The organism is Micromonospora sp. NPDC049274 (assembly GCF_040678875.1).
Classification (GTDB): Bacteria; Actinomycetota; Actinomycetes; order Mycobacteriales; family Micromonosporaceae; genus Micromonospora.
Genome location: NZ_JBFAQS010000013.1, coordinates 133,525 through 152,893 on the forward strand (window position 1 = coordinate 133,525; position 19,369 = coordinate 152,893).

16 protein-coding genes and 1 pseudogene are annotated in these 19,369 nt (G+C 71.9%); 8 read left to right on the plus strand and 9 right to left on the minus strand.

Annotated features, from left to right (window positions below; translation table 11 throughout):
* Window positions 1-304: 304 nt before the first annotated feature.
* Complete coding sequence (locus AB0K10_RS23415; RefSeq protein WP_363686677.1) at window positions 305-1,237, plus strand: GNAT family N-acetyltransferase; 933 nt, start codon at window positions 305-307, stop codon at window positions 1,235-1,237.
* A 109-nt stretch (window positions 1,238-1,346) separates the two neighbouring features.
* Here AB0K10_RS23415 and AB0K10_RS23420 read toward each other — a convergent pair whose 3' ends face one another.
* The gene (locus AB0K10_RS23420; RefSeq protein ID WP_363686679.1) at window positions 1,347-1,820 is read right to left on the minus strand and encodes a hypothetical protein; all 474 of its coding nucleotides are present in this window, start codon (window positions 1,818-1,820) and stop codon (window positions 1,347-1,349) included.
* A gap of 136 nt (window positions 1,821-1,956) precedes the next feature.
* On the opposite strand from AB0K10_RS23420, the pseudogene AB0K10_RS23425 reads away from it, so the two are divergent.
* Window positions 1,957-3,147, plus strand: a pseudogene (locus AB0K10_RS23425) (MFS transporter); the annotation flags it as partial.
* A gap of 279 nt (window positions 3,148-3,426) precedes the next feature.
* Here the strand turns inward: AB0K10_RS23425 and AB0K10_RS23430 are convergent.
* Window positions 3,427-5,133 carry a bifunctional metallophosphatase/5'-nucleotidase gene (locus tag AB0K10_RS23430; protein ID WP_363686681.1) on the minus strand — a complete coding sequence of 569 codons (1,707 nt, stop codon included), beginning with the start codon at window positions 5,131-5,133 and terminating at the stop codon, window positions 3,427-3,429.
* Between the two features lie 324 nt (window positions 5,134-5,457).
* Here AB0K10_RS23430 and AB0K10_RS23435 point away from each other — a divergent pair, with 324 nt between their 5' ends.
* Window positions 5,458-6,255 (plus strand): alpha/beta hydrolase, encoded by a 798-nt coding sequence (locus AB0K10_RS23435; RefSeq protein ID WP_363686800.1) that lies wholly within the window; start codon window positions 5,458-5,460, stop codon window positions 6,253-6,255.
* Here the strand turns inward: AB0K10_RS23435 and AB0K10_RS23440 are convergent.
* Window positions 6,232-6,936 (minus strand): histone deacetylase, encoded by a 705-nt coding sequence (locus AB0K10_RS23440; RefSeq protein ID WP_363686683.1) that lies wholly within the window; start codon window positions 6,934-6,936, stop codon window positions 6,232-6,234. The genes AB0K10_RS23435 and AB0K10_RS23440 overlap by 24 nt on opposite strands.
* Window positions 6,937-6,945: 9 nt before the next feature.
* On the minus strand, window positions 6,946-7,725 hold the full coding sequence (locus tag AB0K10_RS23445) for a phosphodiesterase (RefSeq protein ID WP_363686685.1): 780 nt from the start codon (window positions 7,723-7,725) through the stop codon (window positions 6,946-6,948).
* A 169-nt stretch (window positions 7,726-7,894) separates the two neighbouring features.
* Between AB0K10_RS23445 and AB0K10_RS23450 the strand changes: the two genes are divergently transcribed.
* Entirely contained in the window at window positions 7,895-9,316 is a 1,422-nt protein-coding gene (locus AB0K10_RS23450) for a sensor domain-containing diguanylate cyclase (protein ID WP_363686687.1), read from the plus strand.
* 26 nt (window positions 9,317-9,342) lie between these two features.
* On the opposite strand, the gene AB0K10_RS23455 is transcribed toward AB0K10_RS23450, so the two are convergent.
* Together AB0K10_RS23455 and AB0K10_RS23460 are read right to left on the minus strand one after the other, a co-directional pair.
* Complete coding sequence (locus tag AB0K10_RS23455) at window positions 9,343-10,404, minus strand: aspartate-semialdehyde dehydrogenase (RefSeq protein ID WP_363686689.1); 1,062 nt, start codon at window positions 10,402-10,404, stop codon at window positions 9,343-9,345.
* Between the two features lie 5 nt (window positions 10,405-10,409).
* Window positions 10,410-11,675, minus strand: coding sequence for an aspartate kinase (locus tag AB0K10_RS23460; RefSeq protein WP_007466238.1), 1,266 nt, complete (start codon window positions 11,673-11,675; stop codon window positions 10,410-10,412).
* A 266-nt stretch (window positions 11,676-11,941) separates the two neighbouring features.
* Between AB0K10_RS23460 and AB0K10_RS23465 the strand changes: the two genes are divergently transcribed.
* Together AB0K10_RS23465 and AB0K10_RS23470 are read left to right on the plus strand one after the other, a co-directional pair.
* Window positions 11,942-12,730, plus strand: a complete 789-nt coding sequence (locus AB0K10_RS23465) for a hypothetical protein (RefSeq protein WP_363686691.1) — start codon at window positions 11,942-11,944, stop codon at window positions 12,728-12,730.
* An 83-nt stretch (window positions 12,731-12,813) separates the two neighbouring features.
* The gene (locus AB0K10_RS23470; protein ID WP_363686693.1) at window positions 12,814-13,344 is read left to right on the plus strand and encodes a nitroreductase family protein; all 531 of its coding nucleotides are present in this window, start codon (window positions 12,814-12,816) and stop codon (window positions 13,342-13,344) included.
* A 5-nt stretch (window positions 13,345-13,349) separates the two neighbouring features.
* On the opposite strand, the gene AB0K10_RS23475 is transcribed toward AB0K10_RS23470, so the two are convergent.
* Window positions 13,350-14,342 (minus strand): DUF5937 family protein, encoded by a 993-nt coding sequence (locus AB0K10_RS23475; RefSeq protein WP_363686695.1) that lies wholly within the window; start codon window positions 14,340-14,342, stop codon window positions 13,350-13,352.
* Between the two features lie 71 nt (window positions 14,343-14,413).
* Between AB0K10_RS23475 and AB0K10_RS23480 the strand changes: the two genes are divergently transcribed.
* Together AB0K10_RS23480 and leuA are read left to right on the plus strand one after the other, a co-directional pair.
* Entirely contained in the window at window positions 14,414-15,685 is a 1,272-nt protein-coding gene (locus tag AB0K10_RS23480) for an MFS transporter (protein WP_363686697.1), read from the plus strand.
* Between the two features lie 238 nt (window positions 15,686-15,923).
* Window positions 15,924-17,675: a 2-isopropylmalate synthase gene (gene leuA / locus AB0K10_RS23485; RefSeq protein ID WP_363686699.1), complete on the plus strand. Its 1,752-nt coding sequence runs from the start codon at window positions 15,924-15,926 to the stop codon at window positions 17,673-17,675.
* Between the two features lie 34 nt (window positions 17,676-17,709).
* On the opposite strand, the gene AB0K10_RS23490 is transcribed toward leuA, so the two are convergent.
* Together AB0K10_RS23490 and AB0K10_RS23495 are read right to left on the minus strand one after the other, a co-directional pair.
* Entirely contained in the window at window positions 17,710-18,255 is a 546-nt protein-coding gene (locus AB0K10_RS23490; RefSeq protein ID WP_363686701.1) for an MFS transporter, read from the minus strand.
* Window positions 18,210-19,226 (minus strand): MFS transporter, encoded by a 1,017-nt coding sequence (locus tag AB0K10_RS23495; RefSeq protein ID WP_363686703.1) that lies wholly within the window; start codon window positions 19,224-19,226, stop codon window positions 18,210-18,212. Before AB0K10_RS23495 ends, AB0K10_RS23490 begins: the two co-directional genes overlap by 46 nt.
* Window positions 19,227-19,369: the final 143 nt, after the last annotated feature.

Consider the following 19,369-nt stretch of genomic DNA (forward strand, 5'->3'; position numbering starts at 1 on the left):
GGTGAGATCGTCTCTCACCTGGCCTTCTGTCATTCCCCTGGCGCTCTTCCCCATCACCTCAGACCGCCGCCACCTAATCGGCGCTCCTCGTCCTCGTCAGCCTCGAAAGTCAGCGAACGAGTCCCGGATCTTCTGCGCGCCGACCTCGAAGGCGTGCGTGTACCGGTTCAGCGTGGCATGACCCGCGCCACCTCGTTGGTCCCCAGGGACTTGAGCCGCAGGCACTGGAGCCTTGCTGTAGCCGAGCGAGACGAGCCCCTCGGCCCGCGCGAATCATGGTGCTGAGCTTCGCTAGCCTCTGCACGTGATCTCCTACCGCGCTACCGCCCCTGCGGACCTCGACCACCTGACCCGGTGGATCGTGACCGAGCCCGTTGGGTGGATCCCGGCCGACCGTTACCTGGCCGAACTGGCCGAGGACATGTACCGGCCGGAATGGACATGGATCGCCGAGCATGACGGCCAGGTCGTGGGACGGGCATTGTGGTGGGGGCCGAAGGGCAGCCCGCATCCGGTCGCGCTCGACTGCCTCGACGTGGATCCGGCCGTGGGCGACCGTGCCGCCGTCGCCGCCGAGCTGATCAGGGCCGCGTTGGCCGGGTTCCCGGAGCCGGTGGAGTACATGATCAACGTCACCGGTGGCTGGCGTGACGATCCGGCCACCTTCGCGGCCGTGGAGTGGCGGCGGGCGGCGGCGCATGCGGCGGGCCTCACCCGCGAGGTGGAGCGGCTGCAGTTCGAGTGGGCGCCCGCCGACGGGGTGCCCCCCGCAACCGGCAGGCTGCGGTTCACCGAGGCCTCCGACGAGGAGTTTCTCGCGGTGTTCAGGAGAATCGCCGACGGCAGCCTGGATGCCCAGACCCGTGCGAACCTGGCCGCCAAGGGCGTGGACGCGACCGTGCGCGAGGAGATGGACTTCTATCTCGGGGCGCCGGGCAAGCGGGAGTGGTGGCGGATCGCCTACACGCGCGAGGGCGAGGTGGCGGGCATGGCGATTCCCTCCGCGACCCCGTACAACGTGAACGTCGGCTATCTCGGGGTGGTGCCGGAGTTCCGCGGGCGCGGCTACGTGGACGAGGTGCTCGCCGAGATCACCCGTCTTCACGCGACCAACGGGGAGTCGCGCATCACCGCCACAACCGACATGGGCAACGCGCCGATGGCGGCCGCTTTCCGTCGCAACGGATACCGCAACACGGGGATCCGGATCAACCTTTCCAACGACGTCCAGCCCTAGACGAGGAGAGGCCGGTGCCGACATTGCAACGCACGAGCCCGGACCGCCTCGCCGAAGCTATGGATCAGAGCGGGCGGGCGAACGTGCCCTCGATGGGCCGGTGCTGGACTCAGTCCTGCCGCTCGGTGCGCTCGATCTCGACGAACGCGGCGGCCAGGTAGCCGTCGAGCGACCGGCCGGCGGACGACACCAGGTCGGCGACGAGCAGCGGCGCATGTCGCGCAACCGCCGCCGGCCCGGGAGGGTTGTCGTCGTCGCCCGGGTCGTACACGCCGAGCGCCCCGGCGAGAAGCACCAGCATCACGTGCGGGTCGACCTCCGGTCGCCAGGCGGCGGCCGAGCGTACGCAGCGTTCCAACACCTGGCGGACGTCGTCACCGTCCAGCCCGTCCGGATGGGTCTCCTCGAGCAGCAACCGAACCACGACGCCGAGCACCAGGCCGGAGCGGTCGGCGCCGGTGAGCCGGTCGACCGCCGCCTCGTACGCCGTGGGGTCGCGCCCCTGGGCGGCGGCGACGGCCTCGCCGGCCGCGTTGGCGATCTCACGGGCCGATGCGGGCAGGTGCCGCCAGGTCACGCTCACCGGGCCAGCATGGCAGAGCACACCGACAGCCGCCGCACGCCCCGGCGCCGGCAGCGGTGCTGACTGCCGTGGCCTCGCTCACCGGGGCCGCTAACTGGTTCGCGTCTGGTCACACCCACCGAACAGAATGCTGGACATGCTGCGTCGAGCCCTGCCCCGTCGTCGGGAAGCCCGTTGGATCCTCCTCGGCACCCTGCTGTCGGCGATCGGGCGGGGCCTGACCCTGCCGTTCCTGTTCATCTACCTGACCGACGTGCGAGGGCTCACCGACACACGCGCCGGTCTGGTGATCGGCTGGTACGGCGTCGTCACCCTGGCGCTGTCGCCGCTGGGTGGGACGCTTATCGACCGGTTTGGCGCACGCCGGGTGGTGTTGCCGTGCCTGTTGATCGAGGCGGTGGGCACCGGCTCGCTGGCGCTTGTCCACTCGACCAACTCGGCGCTGCTCGTGATGACTGTGGTGGCCGTCGGCAGCTCTGCGATCTGGTCCGGGCAGAACACCATCCTCGCCTCGCTGACCGACGACGGTGAGCGGCAACGGATCTTCGGGCTGAACTTCGCGCTGCTCAACCTCGGCATCGGCATCGGCGGCATGGCCTCTGGCGCGATCGTCGACACGGCACGACCCGGCACCTTCCAGACGATCTACCTGCTGGATGCGGTCAGCTACCTGATGCCGGCCCTGATCCTGTTGACCCTGCCGGGCGTCGGCAACCGACTCGGCCACCGCTCTGCCGGCGACGGCCCGTCGAGCGGCGGCTACCTGACCGTGCTCCGGGACCGTCCGTTCCGCCGGCTCGTGATCTTCGGCCTGGTCCTCACCACCTGTGGGTACGCCCAGGTCGAGGTTGGCTTCGCCGCGTACGCCGTGCGCGTGGCCGAGGTGAACCCTCAGGTGGTGGCCTGGGCGCTCGCGGCCAACACGGTGATGATCGTGCTCGCCCAACTGCTGGTGATCCGCCGCATCGAGGGGCGCAGCCGCACCGGCGCGCTCGCCGTGGTCGGGGCGGTGTTCGCCGTCGCCTGGCTCGTCCTCGGCGTCGCCGGCGTGATCAGCACCGAAAACGCCCTGGTGGCCGCCCTGTGCGTGGTGGCCTGCTCGGCGATCTTCGGCCTCGGCGAGACGCTGCTGTCGCCGGTGATGCCGGCGCTGACCAACGCTCTGGCCACCGATGAGCTGCGTGGCCGGTACAACGCCATGAGTTCGATGATCTTCGGAATCAGCGGTGTCATCGGCCCGGTGACCGCCGGCCCGCTCCTCGGCGCGGCCAACGGCATGGTCTGGGTCGCGGTGGTGGTCGGTGGCTGCCTGGTGGCCTCGCTCATCGCGCTGTCCCTGCGCCGGCTGCTCACCGTCGACCAGGACGGTCGTCCGACGATCACCCCGCCCAGACGCCCACCCCCGCCTGACTCGACCACGCACCGTCCTGGCCGGCGCCGTATCCAACCGCGGGGAAAGCGACACCAGGATGCCGGGGCGGACATTCCTCACCGACCTCACCGCCCACCCCAACGCGGGGAACGGCGCCGGGGACGGGCAGTGCGCCGGGGACGGGTCGGGCCCCGGAGCGGGTGCTCCGGGGCCCGATCGTCGCGGGGTACGCCGTCAGGCGGCGGGGACCTCGGCGGTGGTACGGATGCGGTCGAGCGCCGGGGCGGAGATCGGCGACTGCGCGGTCAGGTACGCCACGAACGCGTCCAGGTCGATCTGGCCGGTGACCTGGTTGGTTCCTGCGGTGAGGGCGCTGAAGCCGTCGCCGCCCCCGGAGAGGAAGTTGTTCACAGTCACCCGGTAGGTGGCGGCGGTGTCGACGACGGTGCCACCGATGGTGAGGCTGCCCCGCACAACGCGCGTGCCGGCGCACGGGTCGGCCGCGGTGCCGGTGGTGCCGGCCGGGTCGACGACGTAGCCCACCGTGGAGGACGGATACAGCGTCCGGCCGGTGACGAACTGCTGCTCCAGGACGCAGTAGAGCTGCGCGCCGGTGAGGTCCAACGTCACCAGGTTGTTGGCGAACGGCTGCACCGTGAACGCCTCCTCGTAGGTGACCGGGCCGGCGTCCAGGTCGGCCCGGACCCCGCCCGGGTTCATGAAGGCGGCGACAGCGCCCTGCTCGGCGTCGGTGGCGGCGAGCTGCGCGTCAGCGATCACGTTGCCCAGCGGGGACTCGCCCAGCGTCGTACCGAAGAGGGTTTCCTGGGTCTTGGTGAGCGCCTGGCTTGTCACGCCGACCTGCCGGTCGGCGACCGGGCCGAGCACCGTCTTGTAGCGGTCGATGAGCGCGGTCTGCTTCGGGTCCTTCGCCACGTCCCTGGTGACGACGACGTTGTTGGCGGCAGCGGAGATCACGTCGCCGGTCCGACGGTCGATCTTCAGGTCGATGTCGGTGACGAGGCGGCCGAACGAGCTGGCGCTGGTGACCAGCTTGCCGTTGATGTTGCAGTTGTACGCCTGGTGGGTGTGGCCGCTGACCACCACGTCGATCGACGGGTCCATCCGGTTGGCGATGTCCACGATGGGCCCGGTCATGCCGACGCAGTCGTTGATGCCGCCGGTCGCCGCCTGGGCGCCGCCCTCGTGCAGCAGCACGACAATCGTCTGCACGCCCTTGCGGCGCAGCTCGCGGGCGTACCGGTTGGCGGTCTCCGCCTCGTCGGTGAAGGTGAGGCCCGCGACGCCCTGCTGGCTGACGATCTGCGGGGTCCCCTCCAGGGTCATCCCGATGAAACCGACCTTGACGCCCTGCACCTTGTGGATCGCGTACGGCGCCATCAGCGGCCTGCCGGTCGCGGTCTTGAAGGCGTTCGCGGACAGGTACTGGAAGCCGGCGCCCCCGTACGGGGTGCCGTCGGCGCAGCCGTCCACCGGGTGGCAGCCACCGTTCTGGATCCGCAGCAGCTCGGCGGCGCCCTCGTCGAACTCGTGGTTGCCGACGCTGGCGTAGTCCAGCCCGGCCATGCTCAGCGCCTCGATTGTCGGCTCGTCGTGGAACGCCGCGGAGAGCAGCGGAGACGCGCCGATCAGGTCACCGGCGGCGACAGTGATGGTGTTCTTCTTCTTGGCGGCGGCGCGCAGCTCGGCCAGGTGGGTCGCGAGGTATTCGACACCGCCCGCGGTCTGCCCGGCGATGGTGCCGCTGCTCCCGCTCGGCGGTTCGAGGTTGCCGTGAAAGTCGTTGAGCGCCAGCAGGGTGACGTCGACAGGCTTCGGTCGCGCGTCGGCCTGCTCGGGGGTGGTGGCGACCGCGCCGAGCGCTGCCACCGCGAGCGCGGTCAGGCCGACAGCGGCCCGACGCATCCCGGGTATGGACATGGAACTCCTCGTGAGAATCGGCGCGTGCGGTGCCCGGCCTGTGGGTCGACCGGGCCGCCGACCGACGCCGTCGGAAGGGTCGGTCGCGAATGGCGGCGGTGGGGAATCGCCGCCCGCCTCGACAGCCTCTCATCCGGACGCCTGTCGGTCGAGCCGGGCGGCGAATCCGAGCGGACGGGGCGGGCGACCCCGCCAGAGCTGCGGATATGCCGCCTGCCCGGAAACCCCCGGCAGAGCGGCTGGTCGATGTCGACCTGCCGGAGATCGTCCGGCCTATGGTCTAGAAAGGACGAGACGGCCGGCGGCGAGGATGGAGGCGGCATCGTGAGCGGAACAGCTCCGACTGTGGAGCAGGTGCGATCGGCGGACGGCACGCCGATCGCGTACGAGCGGTCCGGGGCCGGGCCGGCGATCATCCTGGTGGGCGGCGCGTTCAACGACCGCGGCACGACCCGGGCGTTGGGCGATGCGCTGGCACCGGATTTCACCGCCGTCGGCTACGACCGCCGGGGGCGGGGCCACAGCGGCGACACGGCGCCGTACGCGGTCGATCGGGAGATCGAGGATCTGGCGGCCGTGGTCGACGCGGTAGGTGGCAGCGCCGCCCTCTACGGGATCTCGTCCGGCGCGATCCTGGCCGCCCTCGCGGCCGCGCAGGGCCTGCCGCTGACCGGGCTGATCCTGTTCGAGCCGCCCTTCCAGGTGGGCCCGCACGTGGGCATCCGGGAGGACATCTCGGCGCGACTCGGCGAGCTGATCGCGGCCGGTGACCGGGACGGCGCGGTGGAGACGTTCCTCGTGGACTCGGTGGGTCTGCCGGCCGAGGCGGTCGCCGGGATGCGGGCGCAGCCGATGTGGGCTTCACTGGCCGCGATCGCGCACACTCTGCCGTACGACGCGCTGGTGAGCGCCGGAGGTTCATTCCCTGCCGACCGGCTGGGGACGATCACCACCCCGACGCTCACTGTGGACAGCACCGGCAGTCCACGGTGGCTGCGGGACGCGAGCTCGGCCACCGCCGAGGCGATTCCCGGTGGCCGATCCATCAGTCTCGACGGCGGCCACCACGACGTGCCGCCCGCCACGCTCGCCCCCGCGCTACGCGAGTTCCTGCTCGGCTGAGCTGAGCACGTCGGCGGTGACCGGCGCGGCTGCGGCGAGCGCGTCGGCGACCAGGGTCGTGACCGCGTCGGGCGGCCAGCCTCCCGCGACTCCGGGGCGCTGCGCCAGGTAGTCGGCGATCCGCTCGGCCGGCCAGCCGTGTGACTCACGCAGCCCTCGGGCGATCATGCCCAGGTAGGCCGGCGCCGGTGGGCGGCATCGCACGGCCGACGCCGACTCGGGGGCGGTGAAGGTGAGCAGCGGGACGCCGGCACGCCGGCCGGGGCAGATCAGGGTCTCGTAGCGCCCCGGGCCGAGCGTCGCCCGCCCGTGGGCCACCGCCGCGTCGATTGCCGCGCCGGTAGCCGGGACGAGGTCGGCGGTGTCGTCGGTCGGGCGGTACATCTCCTGGGCGGCGATGTCGGTGAACTGCTCGATGCTGACCAGGTAGGCCCGCGCGGCAGCCTCGCCCGGCAACTGCGGGTCGTAGAACGCCATCCCACCGGTCCAGGCGCCGGACTCGCCGGCGAAGTAGATCCCGCCCGGCAGCCACACCGATGCCGACCGGCTCGGTGGGCGGGGGTCGCGGCAACCCGGGTACGTCCGCCGGCCGCCGGGCGGGCAGCCGCCGCCGATGTACCACGCCAGCCGGGCGGCGTGCATGTTCGAGCCGTACGCGACGTACCAGACCGTGTCGATCATGAGGTGCGGTCAGAAGCCACAGGTCTGGCCGGCCGAGTGGCTGACCTGCACGACGTGGGTCACGCAGCCGCCGGGCTCGATGCCGTGCAGCAGGAAGGCGGTCGGCTCGGCGACCCAACCGATCAGGTCGTCGGCGGCCATCGTGAGGGTGCTCTGTTTCCAGGTGCTGGGTGCCACGGTGAGCACCGTGCCCGCGTACCCCGTGGCGACCGTGCGGTGCAGGTGCCCGGCGGCGACCCGCACGACGTGCCGGTGCCGGCCGATCACCTCGGCCAGCGCGGGCCCGTCGGCGAGCCGGATGGTGTCCGCCACCGGGATGCCGACCGCTACCGGCGGGTGGTGCAGGAAGATCGCGGCGGGCACGTCGGGTCGACCGGAGAGGACGCCGTCGAGCCAGCCGAGCTGCTCGTCGCCCAGGTTGCCGCCGCCGCTGCCGGGGGTGAGCGAGTCGAGCACGACGACTGTCGCCGCCTCGTGGTCGACGTGGTAGTAGGCGGAGAATCCGCCGCCGAGCCAGGGCGTGCCGCCGAACGCGTCGAGCAGGGACTCCCGGTCGTCGTGGTTGCCGGCGGCCAGGTACACCGGAAGCGGGAACCGGCCGATCAGGTCGCGCAGCGCCGCGTACTCGTCGGGCCGGCCGTGGTCGACCAGGTCGCCGGTGATGACCACGCAGTCGGGGCGCGGGCGGAGGGCCAGCACCCGGCCGAGCGCCCGGTGCAGGCCGGCGGCGGGCTCGGCGGCGAGCAGACCGGTGGTCACGTGCGGGTCACTGAGCTGGGCGATGAGCATCAGGGCTCGCCTCCTGGGCGCGGGAACTCCACGCTATCGTCCGCCGCCTCTTTCCACAGCCTGCGTCCACAGCCTGTGGATAGCACATGTGTACGAAGCTCGGGCGGCCCTCGTCGGCGTGGGTACGCTTGATCGCGCCGACCCCTCCCCTACCTGGAACGACGTGCGAGTGGATCATCAGCGAGTCAGCCGTGACGTCACCGTCCGCCTGTCGATGGCGTCGAGCGCGCCGGAGGCCTGCCGGTGGACGGTCACCGCGCTGTCCCGCCACACCCCGGCCACCATCTCGGTGCTGCTCGAGGCCCACGACCGGCTGCGCTGTGTGGCGGCGACCGGCGCGTGGCAGGTCTTCGCGACAGTCCCGGCGCGCACCGGAATCGTCGGCCGGGTGTACGCGACAGGCGTGGCGGCGGTGATCCCGGACGTCACCGTCGACCCCGACTACCTCCCGGTACGCCCGGACGTGACGGCCGAGCTGTGCGTGCCCGTGCGCGACCCGGCTGGCCGGGTGATCGGCGTACTGGACCTGCAGTGGAGTGGGCCGGTCGACCTGGAGCCGTGGCGGGCGACCGCGCAACGGCTGGCGGCCCGGCTCGGCGCGCGGATCACCGCGCTGGGTGGCCCTCCGTCGGAGAGCCGCAGCGAGAAGCTGCTTCGGCACGCCGCCGCGCTCTCCGCCGCGTCGACCGAGGAGGCCGTGATCGGTGCGGCGACCTGTGCCGCCCGGGAGGTGTCCACCCTCTCCACAGCCGTTCTGCTGATCGGCGGCCCGCAGAGCGCCCAGGTCGGGCCGCCGTCGCCGGCCGACTGCGAGTTGGAGGCGCGCATCCGGGCGGAGTTGGCCGAGGCGGGGCCGGAGGCGCTCGGCCGGATCGTCGACCGGGCACACCGGTACGGCGCCGGCTACACGCTGGGCGAGGCGGGGCACCCGCCGACCGAGGACTACCGGCCGCTGACCCGGGCCGGGGTACGCACCCTGATCGCCGTTCCGATCGGGCCGCCGGACGCCGGTGGGGCGCTGCTCGTCGCCGACGATCGGGCGCTGCTGCCGGACCCGACCACTGTCAGCCTCATGGAGCTGCTCGCCGGGCAGGCGTGGACCAGCCTGGACCGGCTGCGGACGCTCGCCCGGCTGCGGGAGCAGGCGAGCTCGGACCCGCTGACGGGCCTGCGGCACACCGGTCCGTTCGGGCAGCGGATCGCGGCGGCCACGCCGGGGCGTACGGCTCTGCTGGCGATCGACGTGGACGGCTTCAAGACGGTGAACGACACGTACGGCCATCAGGCCGGTGACCAGGTGCTGGTCGGGCTGGCCCGGGCGTTGGAGGGTGCGTTGCGCCACGGCGACGAGCTGTACCGGATCGGTGGCGACGAGTTCGTCGCGGTGATCGAGGTGAGCCGTCCGGAGGAGGCGGTCCGGATCGCCGAGCGACTGGCCGAGGCGGCCCGACGGACGGGCCGCACGATAAGTGTGGGCGTCGCGCTACCCCGCCCCGGCGAGTCCCCCGACCGCACTCTACGAAGAGCCGACCAGGCCCTTTACAAGGTGAAACGCCAGGGCCGAGACGGAGTCCACCTAGCCGCCGCCTGACCCCCACCGGCGTGACTCGGGAGCGGTCAGGCGGTGCGGAGTTCCTTGGCGAGGAGTTCGGCGATCTGGGCCGTGTTGAGGGCTGCGCCCTTGCGGAGGTTGTCGCCGGTGACGAAGAAGTCGAGGGCGCGCGGGTCGTCCAGGGCGCGACGGATCCGGCCGACCCACGACGGGTCGGTGCCGACCGCGTCGATCGGCATCGGGAACTCACCGGCGGCGGGGTCGTCGACCAGGATCACGCCGGGGGCGTTGCGCAGCGCCTCGCGGGCGCCCTCGGCGTCGACCTCGGTGGCGAAGACCGCGTGCACGGCCACCGAGTGGCCGGTCACCACGGGCACACGTACGCAGGTGGCGCTGACCTTGAGGTCGGGCAGGCCGAGGATCTTCCGCGACTCGTTGCGGATCTTCATCTCCTCCGATGACCAGCCGCCGTCGGCCGGCGAGCCCGCCCAGGGCACCACGTTGAGCGCCAGCGGTGCCGGGAACGGGCCGAGGTCGTCGCCGACCGCCTGCCGGACGTCGCCGGTACGCGAGCCGAGCACGCGATCCCCGGCGACCTTGGTGAGCTGGTCGTGCAGCATGTCCACGCCGGCCTGACCGGCGCCGGAGGCCGCCTGGTAGGAGGCGAGCACCAGCTCCCGCAGGCCGTACTCGCGGTGCAGGGGCGCGACCGCGACGATCATCGCGAGGGTGGTGCAGTTGGCGTTCGCGATGATGCCCCGGGGCCGGTTGCGGACCTGCTCGGGATTGATCTCCGGGACGACCAGCGGGACGTCCCGGTCCATCCGGAACGCGCCTGAGTTGTCCACCGCGATCGCGCCACGGGTGACGGCGATGGGCGCCCACTCGGCGGAGACCTCGTCGGGCACGTCGAACATCGCCACGTGGACCCCGTCGAACGCCTCCGGGGTCAGCGCCTGGACGACCATGTCCTCGCCCCGGCAGCGCACCCGCCGTCCCACCGACCGCTCGGAGGCGAGGAGCCGGATCTCACCCCAGACGTTGCGACGCCCGCTGAGCAGCTCACACATCACGGTGCCGACGGCACCTGTCGCTCCGACCACGGCGAGGGTGGGCAGCGCCGTCATCGGCGCTACCTACCCGTCCCGGCGTAGACCACGGCTTCGGTGTCGCCGCCCAGCTCGAACGCGTCGTGGATGGCGCGGACCGCGGCGTCGAGGTCGGTGTCCCGGCAGACCACGGAGACGCGGATCTCGGAGGTGGAGATCATCTCGATGTTGACCCCGGCAGCGCCGAGCGCCGCGAAGAAGCCGGCTGCCACACCGGGGTGCGAGCGCATGCCCGCGCCGATGAGGGAGACCTTGCCGACGTGGTCGTCGTACAGCAGGCCCTTGAACTTGACCGGTTCCTGGATCTTGCTGAGCGCGGCCATCGCGGTCGGGCCGTCGGCCTTGGGCAGGGTGAACGAGATGTCCGTGCGGCCGGTGCCCTCGGTGGAGACGTTCTGCACGATCATGTCGATGTTGATCTCGGCGCCGGCGACGGTGTCGAAGATCGCCGCGGCGGCACCCGGCTCGTCGGGCACCCCGACGATGGTGATCTTGGCCTCGCTGCGGTCGTGCGCGACCCCGGTGATCAGTGCCTGCTCCACGGAAAGGTCCTCCATCGATCCGGTGACCATCGTGCCGGTGTTGGTCGAGTATGACGAACGGACGTGGATCGGCAACCCCGCCCGTCGGGCGTATTCCACGCTACGCAGGTGCAGCACCTTCGCGCCGCACGCGGCAAGCTCCAGCATCTCCTCGTAGGTGATGTCCCGGATGTGCCGAGCGTTGGGGACGATCCGCGGATCGGCGGTGAAGACGCCGTCCACGTCGGTGTAGATCTCGCAGACGTCGGCGTGCAGCGCGGCGGCGAGCGCCACGGCAGTGGTGTCCGAACCGCCGCGACCCAGCGTGGTGACGTCCTTGGTGTCCTGCGAGACGCCCTGGAAGCCGGCCACGATGACCACCGAGCCCTCGTCGAGCGCGCCCTTGAGCCGCCCCGGCGTGACGTCGATGATCCGCGCCCGGCCGTGCACGGAGGTGGTGATCACACCGGCCTGCGAGCCGGTGAACGAGCGGGCCTCGTACCCCAGGTTGTGGATGGCCATGGCCAGCAGGGCCATGGAGATCCGCTCCCCGGCGGTGAGCAGCATGTCCAGCTCGCGGCCCGGCGGCAGCGGACTGACCTGGTTGGCCAGGTCGAGCAGCTCGTCGGTGGTGTCCCCCATCGCGGAGACCACCACCACCACGTCGTCGCCGGCCTTGCGGGCGGCGACGATGCGCTCGGCCACCCGCTTGATCCGCTCGGCGTTGGCGACGGAGGACCCGCCGTACTTCTGCACCACGAGTGCCACGACTGTGCACTCCCTCCCAGCGACCCTGAGCGTGCCGACGCCGCCGGAACCGGGGCCGGCGGCGCGTGTCAGACCCCATGAGGGTATCCGGCGGGTCACGGCGGCGGGTCGGGTGATCCCACCATCCGGCCCGCGCGGCCGTCCCGGCAACGCGCGTGGCCAGGTCCGCGAGGTCGGCGGTACGCCGAAAGTCCGCGCACGACACGCCGGGGCGGACGGCTGTGTGCCGCTGCCCGCGGCTGGCCCGTACCCACCAGAATGGGCCGGTGCCCGTCCTCTCCCGCTCGGCCGGCCGCGTGCTCGGGCCGCTCGTGCTCGCCCTGCCGGCAGTCCTCGTCTCCTGCACCACCGAGCGGCCTCCGCCTCCGCCGCCGGCCGATCCGGGGCCGGTCGAGGTGGACGCCACCCGGGACGAGCTGGCCGCCCTGGCCGCCGCCGCGCAGGATCGCCACCTGGTGGCGCGATACGTGTTCAGCCGGCCCGGCCAACCGGACCGCGACATCGTGTTCACCAGCGCGAACGACGGCAGCTGGCGGGTCGACGTGCCGGGCGGGGCGCTGGGTGGCACCGCCGACGTCTCGCTGGCCGCCACCGGCGACGGGCTGTTCCAGTGCGCCCTGCCCTCGACCGGCCACCCGGAGCCGGCGCGCTGCGTACGCCTCGGCGAGCGCGACGACGCGCTCCCGCGCCGGCTGGATCCCCGGATCCAGCATCCGCTCACCGACTGGCTGGACGTGTTGACCGACAGGCGCGCGCCGCTCGCGGTGGCCCTGGCCGCCACGCCCAAGGGCCTGAGCGGGACGTGCTACTCGGTCGACTCCACCTCCGCCTCGCTGAACGCGCCGGTGGACGTCGGCATCTACTGCTACGACACCGACGGCACTCCGACCGGCGTCCGGACCGAGGCCGGCACGTTGCGGCTGGCGGCCCCGCCCGGCCCGGCGCCTGCCACCGTGCAGCTGGCCGGACCGGTGGTGGCGGACGCGGAACCCCTCGACACCGCGGCCCCTCCGACGCCCGACCCGTCCCTCAGTCCGAGCGCGGGAACGCCCTGATCTTCATCCCGTTACGGGTGCGTTTGCCCACATCTTCCACGGCCGCATCAGGTCGCTAATCGCCCATACGGGACGATTTCCGCATGGCTGATCTGACTCCGCTGCTCGCCTTCCGCTGGAGCCCCCGGGCCTTCGACCCGAGCGCCACCCTGACCTCGGACGAGGCGGCCTCGCTGCTGGAGGCCGCGCGGTGGGCGCCGTCGGCGGACAACGGGCAGCCCTGGCGGTTCGCGTTCGGCCACCGCGACGACCAGAACTGGAAACGGATACTGATCAGCCTTCCCGCCGACGACCAGGGCTGGGCCCGGCACGCCGCCACTCTCGTGGTCGGCGCGCACACAGGTGGCGACGCCGAGCGGGCCGCGTACGACCTCGGTCAGGCGATGGCCCACCTGACCCTGCAGGCCACAGCGCTCGGCCTGCACGTCCGCCAGCTCGTCCGCTTCGACCGGGCCGGCCTCGCCACCGAACTCGACCTGCCCGGCGGCGTCCGACCGCTGGTGGTGGCCGCCGTCGGTCGGCTCGGAGACCCCTTCGCCCTCCCGGCCGAGCTGCGCGCCCGGGAAACCGGCCTGCGGCACCGCCGGCCGGTCGCCGACCTGCTGCTCGCCTGATCGGGTCACCCTCCCCGGCTGGCCCGGAGCAGGACCATGGCGGCGTCGGTGTTGCGGTAGAGCACATGCCGACCCTGTCGGGAACGGCCCACCAGACCGGCGGCGTGCAGGGCGGTCAGGTGCTGGGAGACGCCTCCGGCGGACATGCCAGTGAGTCGGGCCAGGTCGGTGGTGGTGGTCGCCGTGTCGAGCAGGTGCAGCAGCGCGGCCCGCCCCGCGCCGACCACCCGTGCCAGTGGGTCGCCGGGCGGTGGCGCGGTCGCCTCCCAGAGCGTCCCGAGGGCACGGACCGGATACGCGCCGGCCGGCAGCGAATCCTCCAGCAGGTTCCACAGCACATGCCGCTCGGTGAACACCGTCGGGTTCAGCGCCAGCCCACGGCCGCGGAGGTCGAAGTCCCGCTCGAACGTGTCGTCGCTGATCACCCGGTCGCCGTGCCACCGCAGGCTCGGGTGGAGCTGCTCGAAGAACCGACCGGCGCCGCTCTCGGCGAGCTGGGCGGCCCGGTACGCCACGTCGGCGTCGAGCAGCGCCCGCATCCGCGGCCAGTCCGGGGCGATCGCCTCGTCGTGCCAGACCCGCACCGCGTCGACGACCTGCGGCAGCAACCCAACCGGGTCGGCGAGCAGCGCCTGCCCGAACGGGCTCAGCGGGCGTTGCCAGGTGGTCGACAGCAGGTCCTGGACCACCACGGCCGGCGGCGTCGCGGCGATCTGGTCGAGCTGCTCGGCCAGCTCCACGTTCGGTCGGGCAGCCGGAGTGAGGAAGTCGGGCAGCCAGCGACCCGGCACGACCAACCCCACCAGAGGTCGGACCCGGTCGGCCACCTCGGGGCGACGCAACGTCACCCGGGCCCGGTCGATCCAGGGCAGGTGCACCGCGTAGCGGAGCGGTTTGGCCAGCGCCCACATGCTCATGACCGTCTCGTTGACAGGTGACACGGCGAGCCGCACTCCCGCCACGTCGGCCAGGCTGAACCGCAATTCGGACACACGCACCCCCGCACGCAGGATTCGGTCCAGCCTAAAAGGCTCGACCGACCCCGTGGGGGCACGGTTCACTCCCCGCCATGGGGACCAGAGACACCATTCGTACCGCAGTTCGAGACGTCGTACCGCCGGCCGGGCTGACCCGCGCCCTGGCGGTGCAGGCCATGGTCGCCGCCGTCGGCAGCGGCCTGTTCCACGCCGGCAGCGCCGTCTTCTTCACCCGGGCGCTGGGGCTCAGCGCCGCCCAGGTCGGGCTGGGGCTGTCGATCGCGGCGGGGGTGTCGCTGCTGGGCACGGTGCCGCTGGGCGGGCTCACCGACAGGTACGGACCGCAGCGCGTCTGGGTGGTGGGGTCGGTGCTGAACGCGGCACTGTTCGCGACGTACCCCTTCGTGGGCGGCTTCGCCGGCTTCCTCGCCGTGGTCGTGGCGCTGGCCGGCGTCGACGCCGCCGTCGGAGTGGCCCGGCAGGTCTACTCGATCAACGCGCTCCCACCGGCCGAACGGGTCACCGCGATGGCGTACCAGCGCTCGTCGCTGAACGTCGGCTTCGGGCTCGGCGCGGTGATCAGCGGCGTGGTGCTGGCGGTGGACACGATCACGGCGTACCGGGGAATGGTCTGGTTCATCGCGACCGTCTTCCTCGTGACATCGATCTTCGTGCGGCGACTGCCCCGACTGCCGCAGGTGACCCGACGGGCGGAGCCGATGAATCGGCTCGCCGTGCTCCGGGACCGCCCGTTCATGGTGGTGTCCCTGCTGTCCGGGCTGCTCACCGCGCACGGGGTGCTCTACCTGACGGTCATGCCGCTGTGGATCCTCACCCACACCGACGCCCCCAAGACGGTGATCGCCGCTCTGGTGCTGCTCAACACGATCCTGATCGTGCTGCTCCAGGTGCGGGTCAGCCGGGGCGCCGACACCGCGGCGGGCGCGGCGCGGGCCTCCCGCCGGGGTGGGCTGCTGGTCGCCCTGGCCTGCCTGGTCCTGCCGATCTCCGGGATGACCCGGGGAGCGCTCACAGTCGTGGTGCTGGTGGCCGCCGCGTTACTGCTGATCCTGGCCGAGTTGATCGAGTCGGCGGGCACCTGGGGGCTCACCGCCACCCTGCCGCCGGCCGGTGAGCGCGGCGCGTACGTGGGGGCGCTCGGGCTCGGCGTGCAGCTCCAGTACCTGATCGCCCCGGCCGGACTGACCGCGCTCGGGGTGTCCACCGGCGGGTGGGGTTGGTTACCGACGGCAGCGATCTTCGTGCTGATCGCGGTGGCGATCGTGCCCGCGGTGGCCTGGGCGCAACGGACGCCGAGGCTGGGCGCCGAGGCCCCGGAGTCGGACATGACACCGGTCCCATAGTCCGGACCAGCCTTTCCACCCTCCCCTACATCACGTAGGGTGACCTGGTCATGTGGCGGGCGCTTCTCCTCCTTAGCCGCCGCGACGAGGCCTGACCGGCCGGCACCTCGTCGCGGAGTCGCATCGCGCCGTCCAGCACATCTGAGCTCTTATCTCGGCGCCGCCGCGCATCGTCGCCCGGCAGCGCGCCGACACCTTCCGATCTGCTGACGCCACATGTTCCAGGGAGCACTCCGACATGGCTCAACCTGTCACCGACGCCGAGACCGATCCGATCGCCCGGCAGCGCCCCAGCCAGATGCCGTACCACCGCTACCAGCCGTACCGGGAGCAGTTCCGGGTCGACCTGCCGGACCGTACCTGGCCCACCCGCACGGTCGACGCCGCGCCGCGCTGGTGCGCCGTCGACCTGCGCGACGGCAACCAGGCCCTGATCGACCCGATGTCGCCCGAACGCAAGCGCCGGATGTTCCAGCTGCTCGTGCAGATGGGTTACAAGGAGATCGAGGTCGGCTTCCCGTCGGCCAGCCAGACCGACTTCGACTTCGTCCGGCAGCTCATCGAGCAGGACATGATCCCGGACGACGTGACCATCCAGGTGCTCACCCAGTGCCGGGAGCACCTGATCGACCGGACGTTCGAGTCGCTGCGCGGCGCGAAGCGGGCCATCGTGCACTTCTACAACTCGACCTCCACGCTGCAGCGGCGGGTGGTCTTCGGCCTGGACCGCGACGGCATCGCCGACATCGCCACCACCGGCGCGCGGCTCTGCCAGAAGTACGCCGAGATCCACACCCCGGACACGGAGATCTTCTACGAGTACTCGCCGGAGTCGTACACGGGCACCGAGCTGGAGTACGCGCTGGAGGTCTGCTCCCGGGTGATCGACGTGATCGACCCGACGCCCGACCGGCCGCTGATCATCAACCTGCCGGCCACCGTCGAGATGGCCACCCCCAACGTGTACGCCGACTCGATCGAGTGGATGCACAGGCACCTGCCGCGCCGGGACAGCGTGGTGCTGAGCCTGCACCCGCACAACGACCGGGGCACCGGGGTGGCCGCCGCCGAGCTGGGCCTGCTGGCCGGCGCGGACCGGATCGAGGGCTGCCTGTTCGGCAACGGCGAGCGCACCGGCAACGTCGACCTGGTGACGCTGGGCCTCAACATCTTCTCCCAGGGCATCGACCCGATGATCGACTTCTCGAACATCGACGAGATCCGGCGCGCGGTCGAATACTGCAACCAACTGCCGGTGCACGAGCGCCACCCGTACGCGGGCGACCTGGTCTACACCGCCTTCTCCGGCTCCCATCAGGACGCCATCAAGAAGGGCTTCGACGCCCTCGCCGCCGACGCGCAGGCCGCCGGTGTGCCGATGGACGAGCGCACCTGGGCAGTTCCGTACCTGCCGATCGACCCGAAGGACCTGGGCCGCACCTACGAGGCCGTCATCCGGGTCAACTCGCAGTCCGGCAAGGGCGGCGTCGCGTACATCATGAAGAGCGAGCACCAGCTGGACCTGCCCCGCCGGCTCCAGATCGAGTTCTCCGGTGTCGTGCAGCAGGTCACCGACCACGACGGCGGCGAGGTCGACCCGCGCGCCATGTGGGAGATCTTCGCGACGCACTACCTGCTCGACCACCAGCCGAACCCGGCGGTCCGGTTCGGCGGCTACACGATCGGCACCACCGACGGCAAGGTCGAGATCGAGGCGCAGGTAGGCGTGGGCGGCGAGCAGCGCGCTCTGTCCGCGGTCGGCAACGGCCCGATCGACGCGTACGTCAACGCGCTCCAGTCGGTAGGTGTGGCCGTCCGGGTGCTCGACTACCACGAGCACGCGCTGTCCTCCGGTGGGGACGCGCAGGCCGCCGCCTATGTGGAGTGCGAGGTGGACGGTCGGACGGTCTGGGGTGTCGGCACCGACGCCAACATCGTCACGGCCTCGATCAAGGCGGTCACCAGCGCCGTCAACCGCGCCCGGCGCTGACCGGACGGAGGCGGTCCGCACTGCGGGCCGCCTCCTACCGGGTCGGCTGGCTGCCGGTGCGGGTGCCCGACCCAGCGTCGGCGGGCGCGTCGGGCGGGCCGGCGTCGGTCAGGGCTTGGCTCCCGCTCCGACCGTGGTGGGCAGTGGCCGACGGGGCGTGGCGGGGCAACGCCAGGGCGGCGAACGCTCCGACGGCCACCACGGCCGCGCCGAGCCAGATGGCGGGGCGCACCGCGTCGACGAACCCCGTGCCACCCGTCAGCGGGCCGGCGGTCCGGGTCACCACGCTGGTCAGGACAGCCACCCCCAGCGCGAAACCCAGCTCACGGACTGTCGCGTTGGCGCCGGACGCCCTGCCCCGGTCGTCGCGCTGCACCGAGGCCAGCACCGCCTCCGTCATCGGCGCGAAGATCAGTCCCATGCCGATCCCGCCGAGCAGCAGAGCCGGAACGATTCGGCCGTACGGCACGGAGGCGTCCATGATGGAGGCACTCCAGCCCAGCGCCACCGCCTCGAGCACGAGCCCCGCCGCCATCAGCCGGCCGGCGCCCACCCGGCCGGTGACCAGGCCGGCCAGCACCGCATCGGCATGGCGGTCCAGGGCAGGGTCCGGATCCCGGCGTCGAGCGGTGAGTAGCCCAGGACGACCTGGAGATATTGCATCAGCCAGTACAGGGCGCCGAAGACGCCGAAGAACATCAGCAGAGCGACCAGATTGCTCAGCACGAAAGCCCGGGTGCGGTAGAAGTAGAGCGGCAGCAACGGTTCGGCCGCCCGCCGCTCCCAGCCGACAAAGAGCGACACCAGCACCGTGGCCGCCGCGAACCCGCTCACCGCAGTGGTGCTGCCCCAGCCCTCCTGACCGGCCTGCACGATGCCCCACACCAGTGCCATCACCGCCGCCGAGGCGAGTAGTACACCGAGCAGGTCGATGTCGCGGTCCGGGCCGGCGCTCTCCGGCAGGAGCAGGCGGGCGATCGGGATGAGGACGAGACCGACCGGCACCAGGATCCAGAAGATGCCCGGCCAGCCGAAAGATTCCGTGACCGCGCCACCGATCAGCGGTCCCAGTGCCACGCCGAGACCGTTGACCGCGCTCCACAGGCCGATGGCCATCGCCCTCCTGTTGTCGGCCACCCCGTTTGCCAGCAGGGTGAGCGAGAGGGGGAACACCACCGCCGCGCCGGTGCCCTGCACGACCCGTCCGGCGACCAGCATGCCGAGTGTTGCGGACACCGCGCACACCGCCGATCCGACGGTGAAGATTGCGATTCCGACGGTGAAGAGCCGCCGGCGTCCGAAGCGGTCGCCGAGCGCGGCACCGGTGAGCAGCAGTCCGGCGAAGGACAACGAGTAGGCGTGAATGATCCATTGCAGCCGGTCCGGCCCGCTCTCCAACTCGCGAGCCAGGACCGGCAGGGCGTTCGTGACCACCAGGTTGTTCAGCGATACCAGGAACATGGGCACCGCGGTGGCCAGGATCAGCAGGGTGACTCCCCCGCGCCTGCTCAACTGCCGCCCGGACAGGCGCGGCCCAATTCCTCCGAGCATTGCTCCCCCGCCTGCATTGGCGATCCCGATTTCGGGCTGCCGTCGCGTGACCCCTCGCATGCGCTGCGTTCGGTCAGGGTTGAATCTAGCGGGGCGGGTCGCCTGTGCGCTCGCCCGCAGCCCGGCCGGGAGGCCTCGGCGAC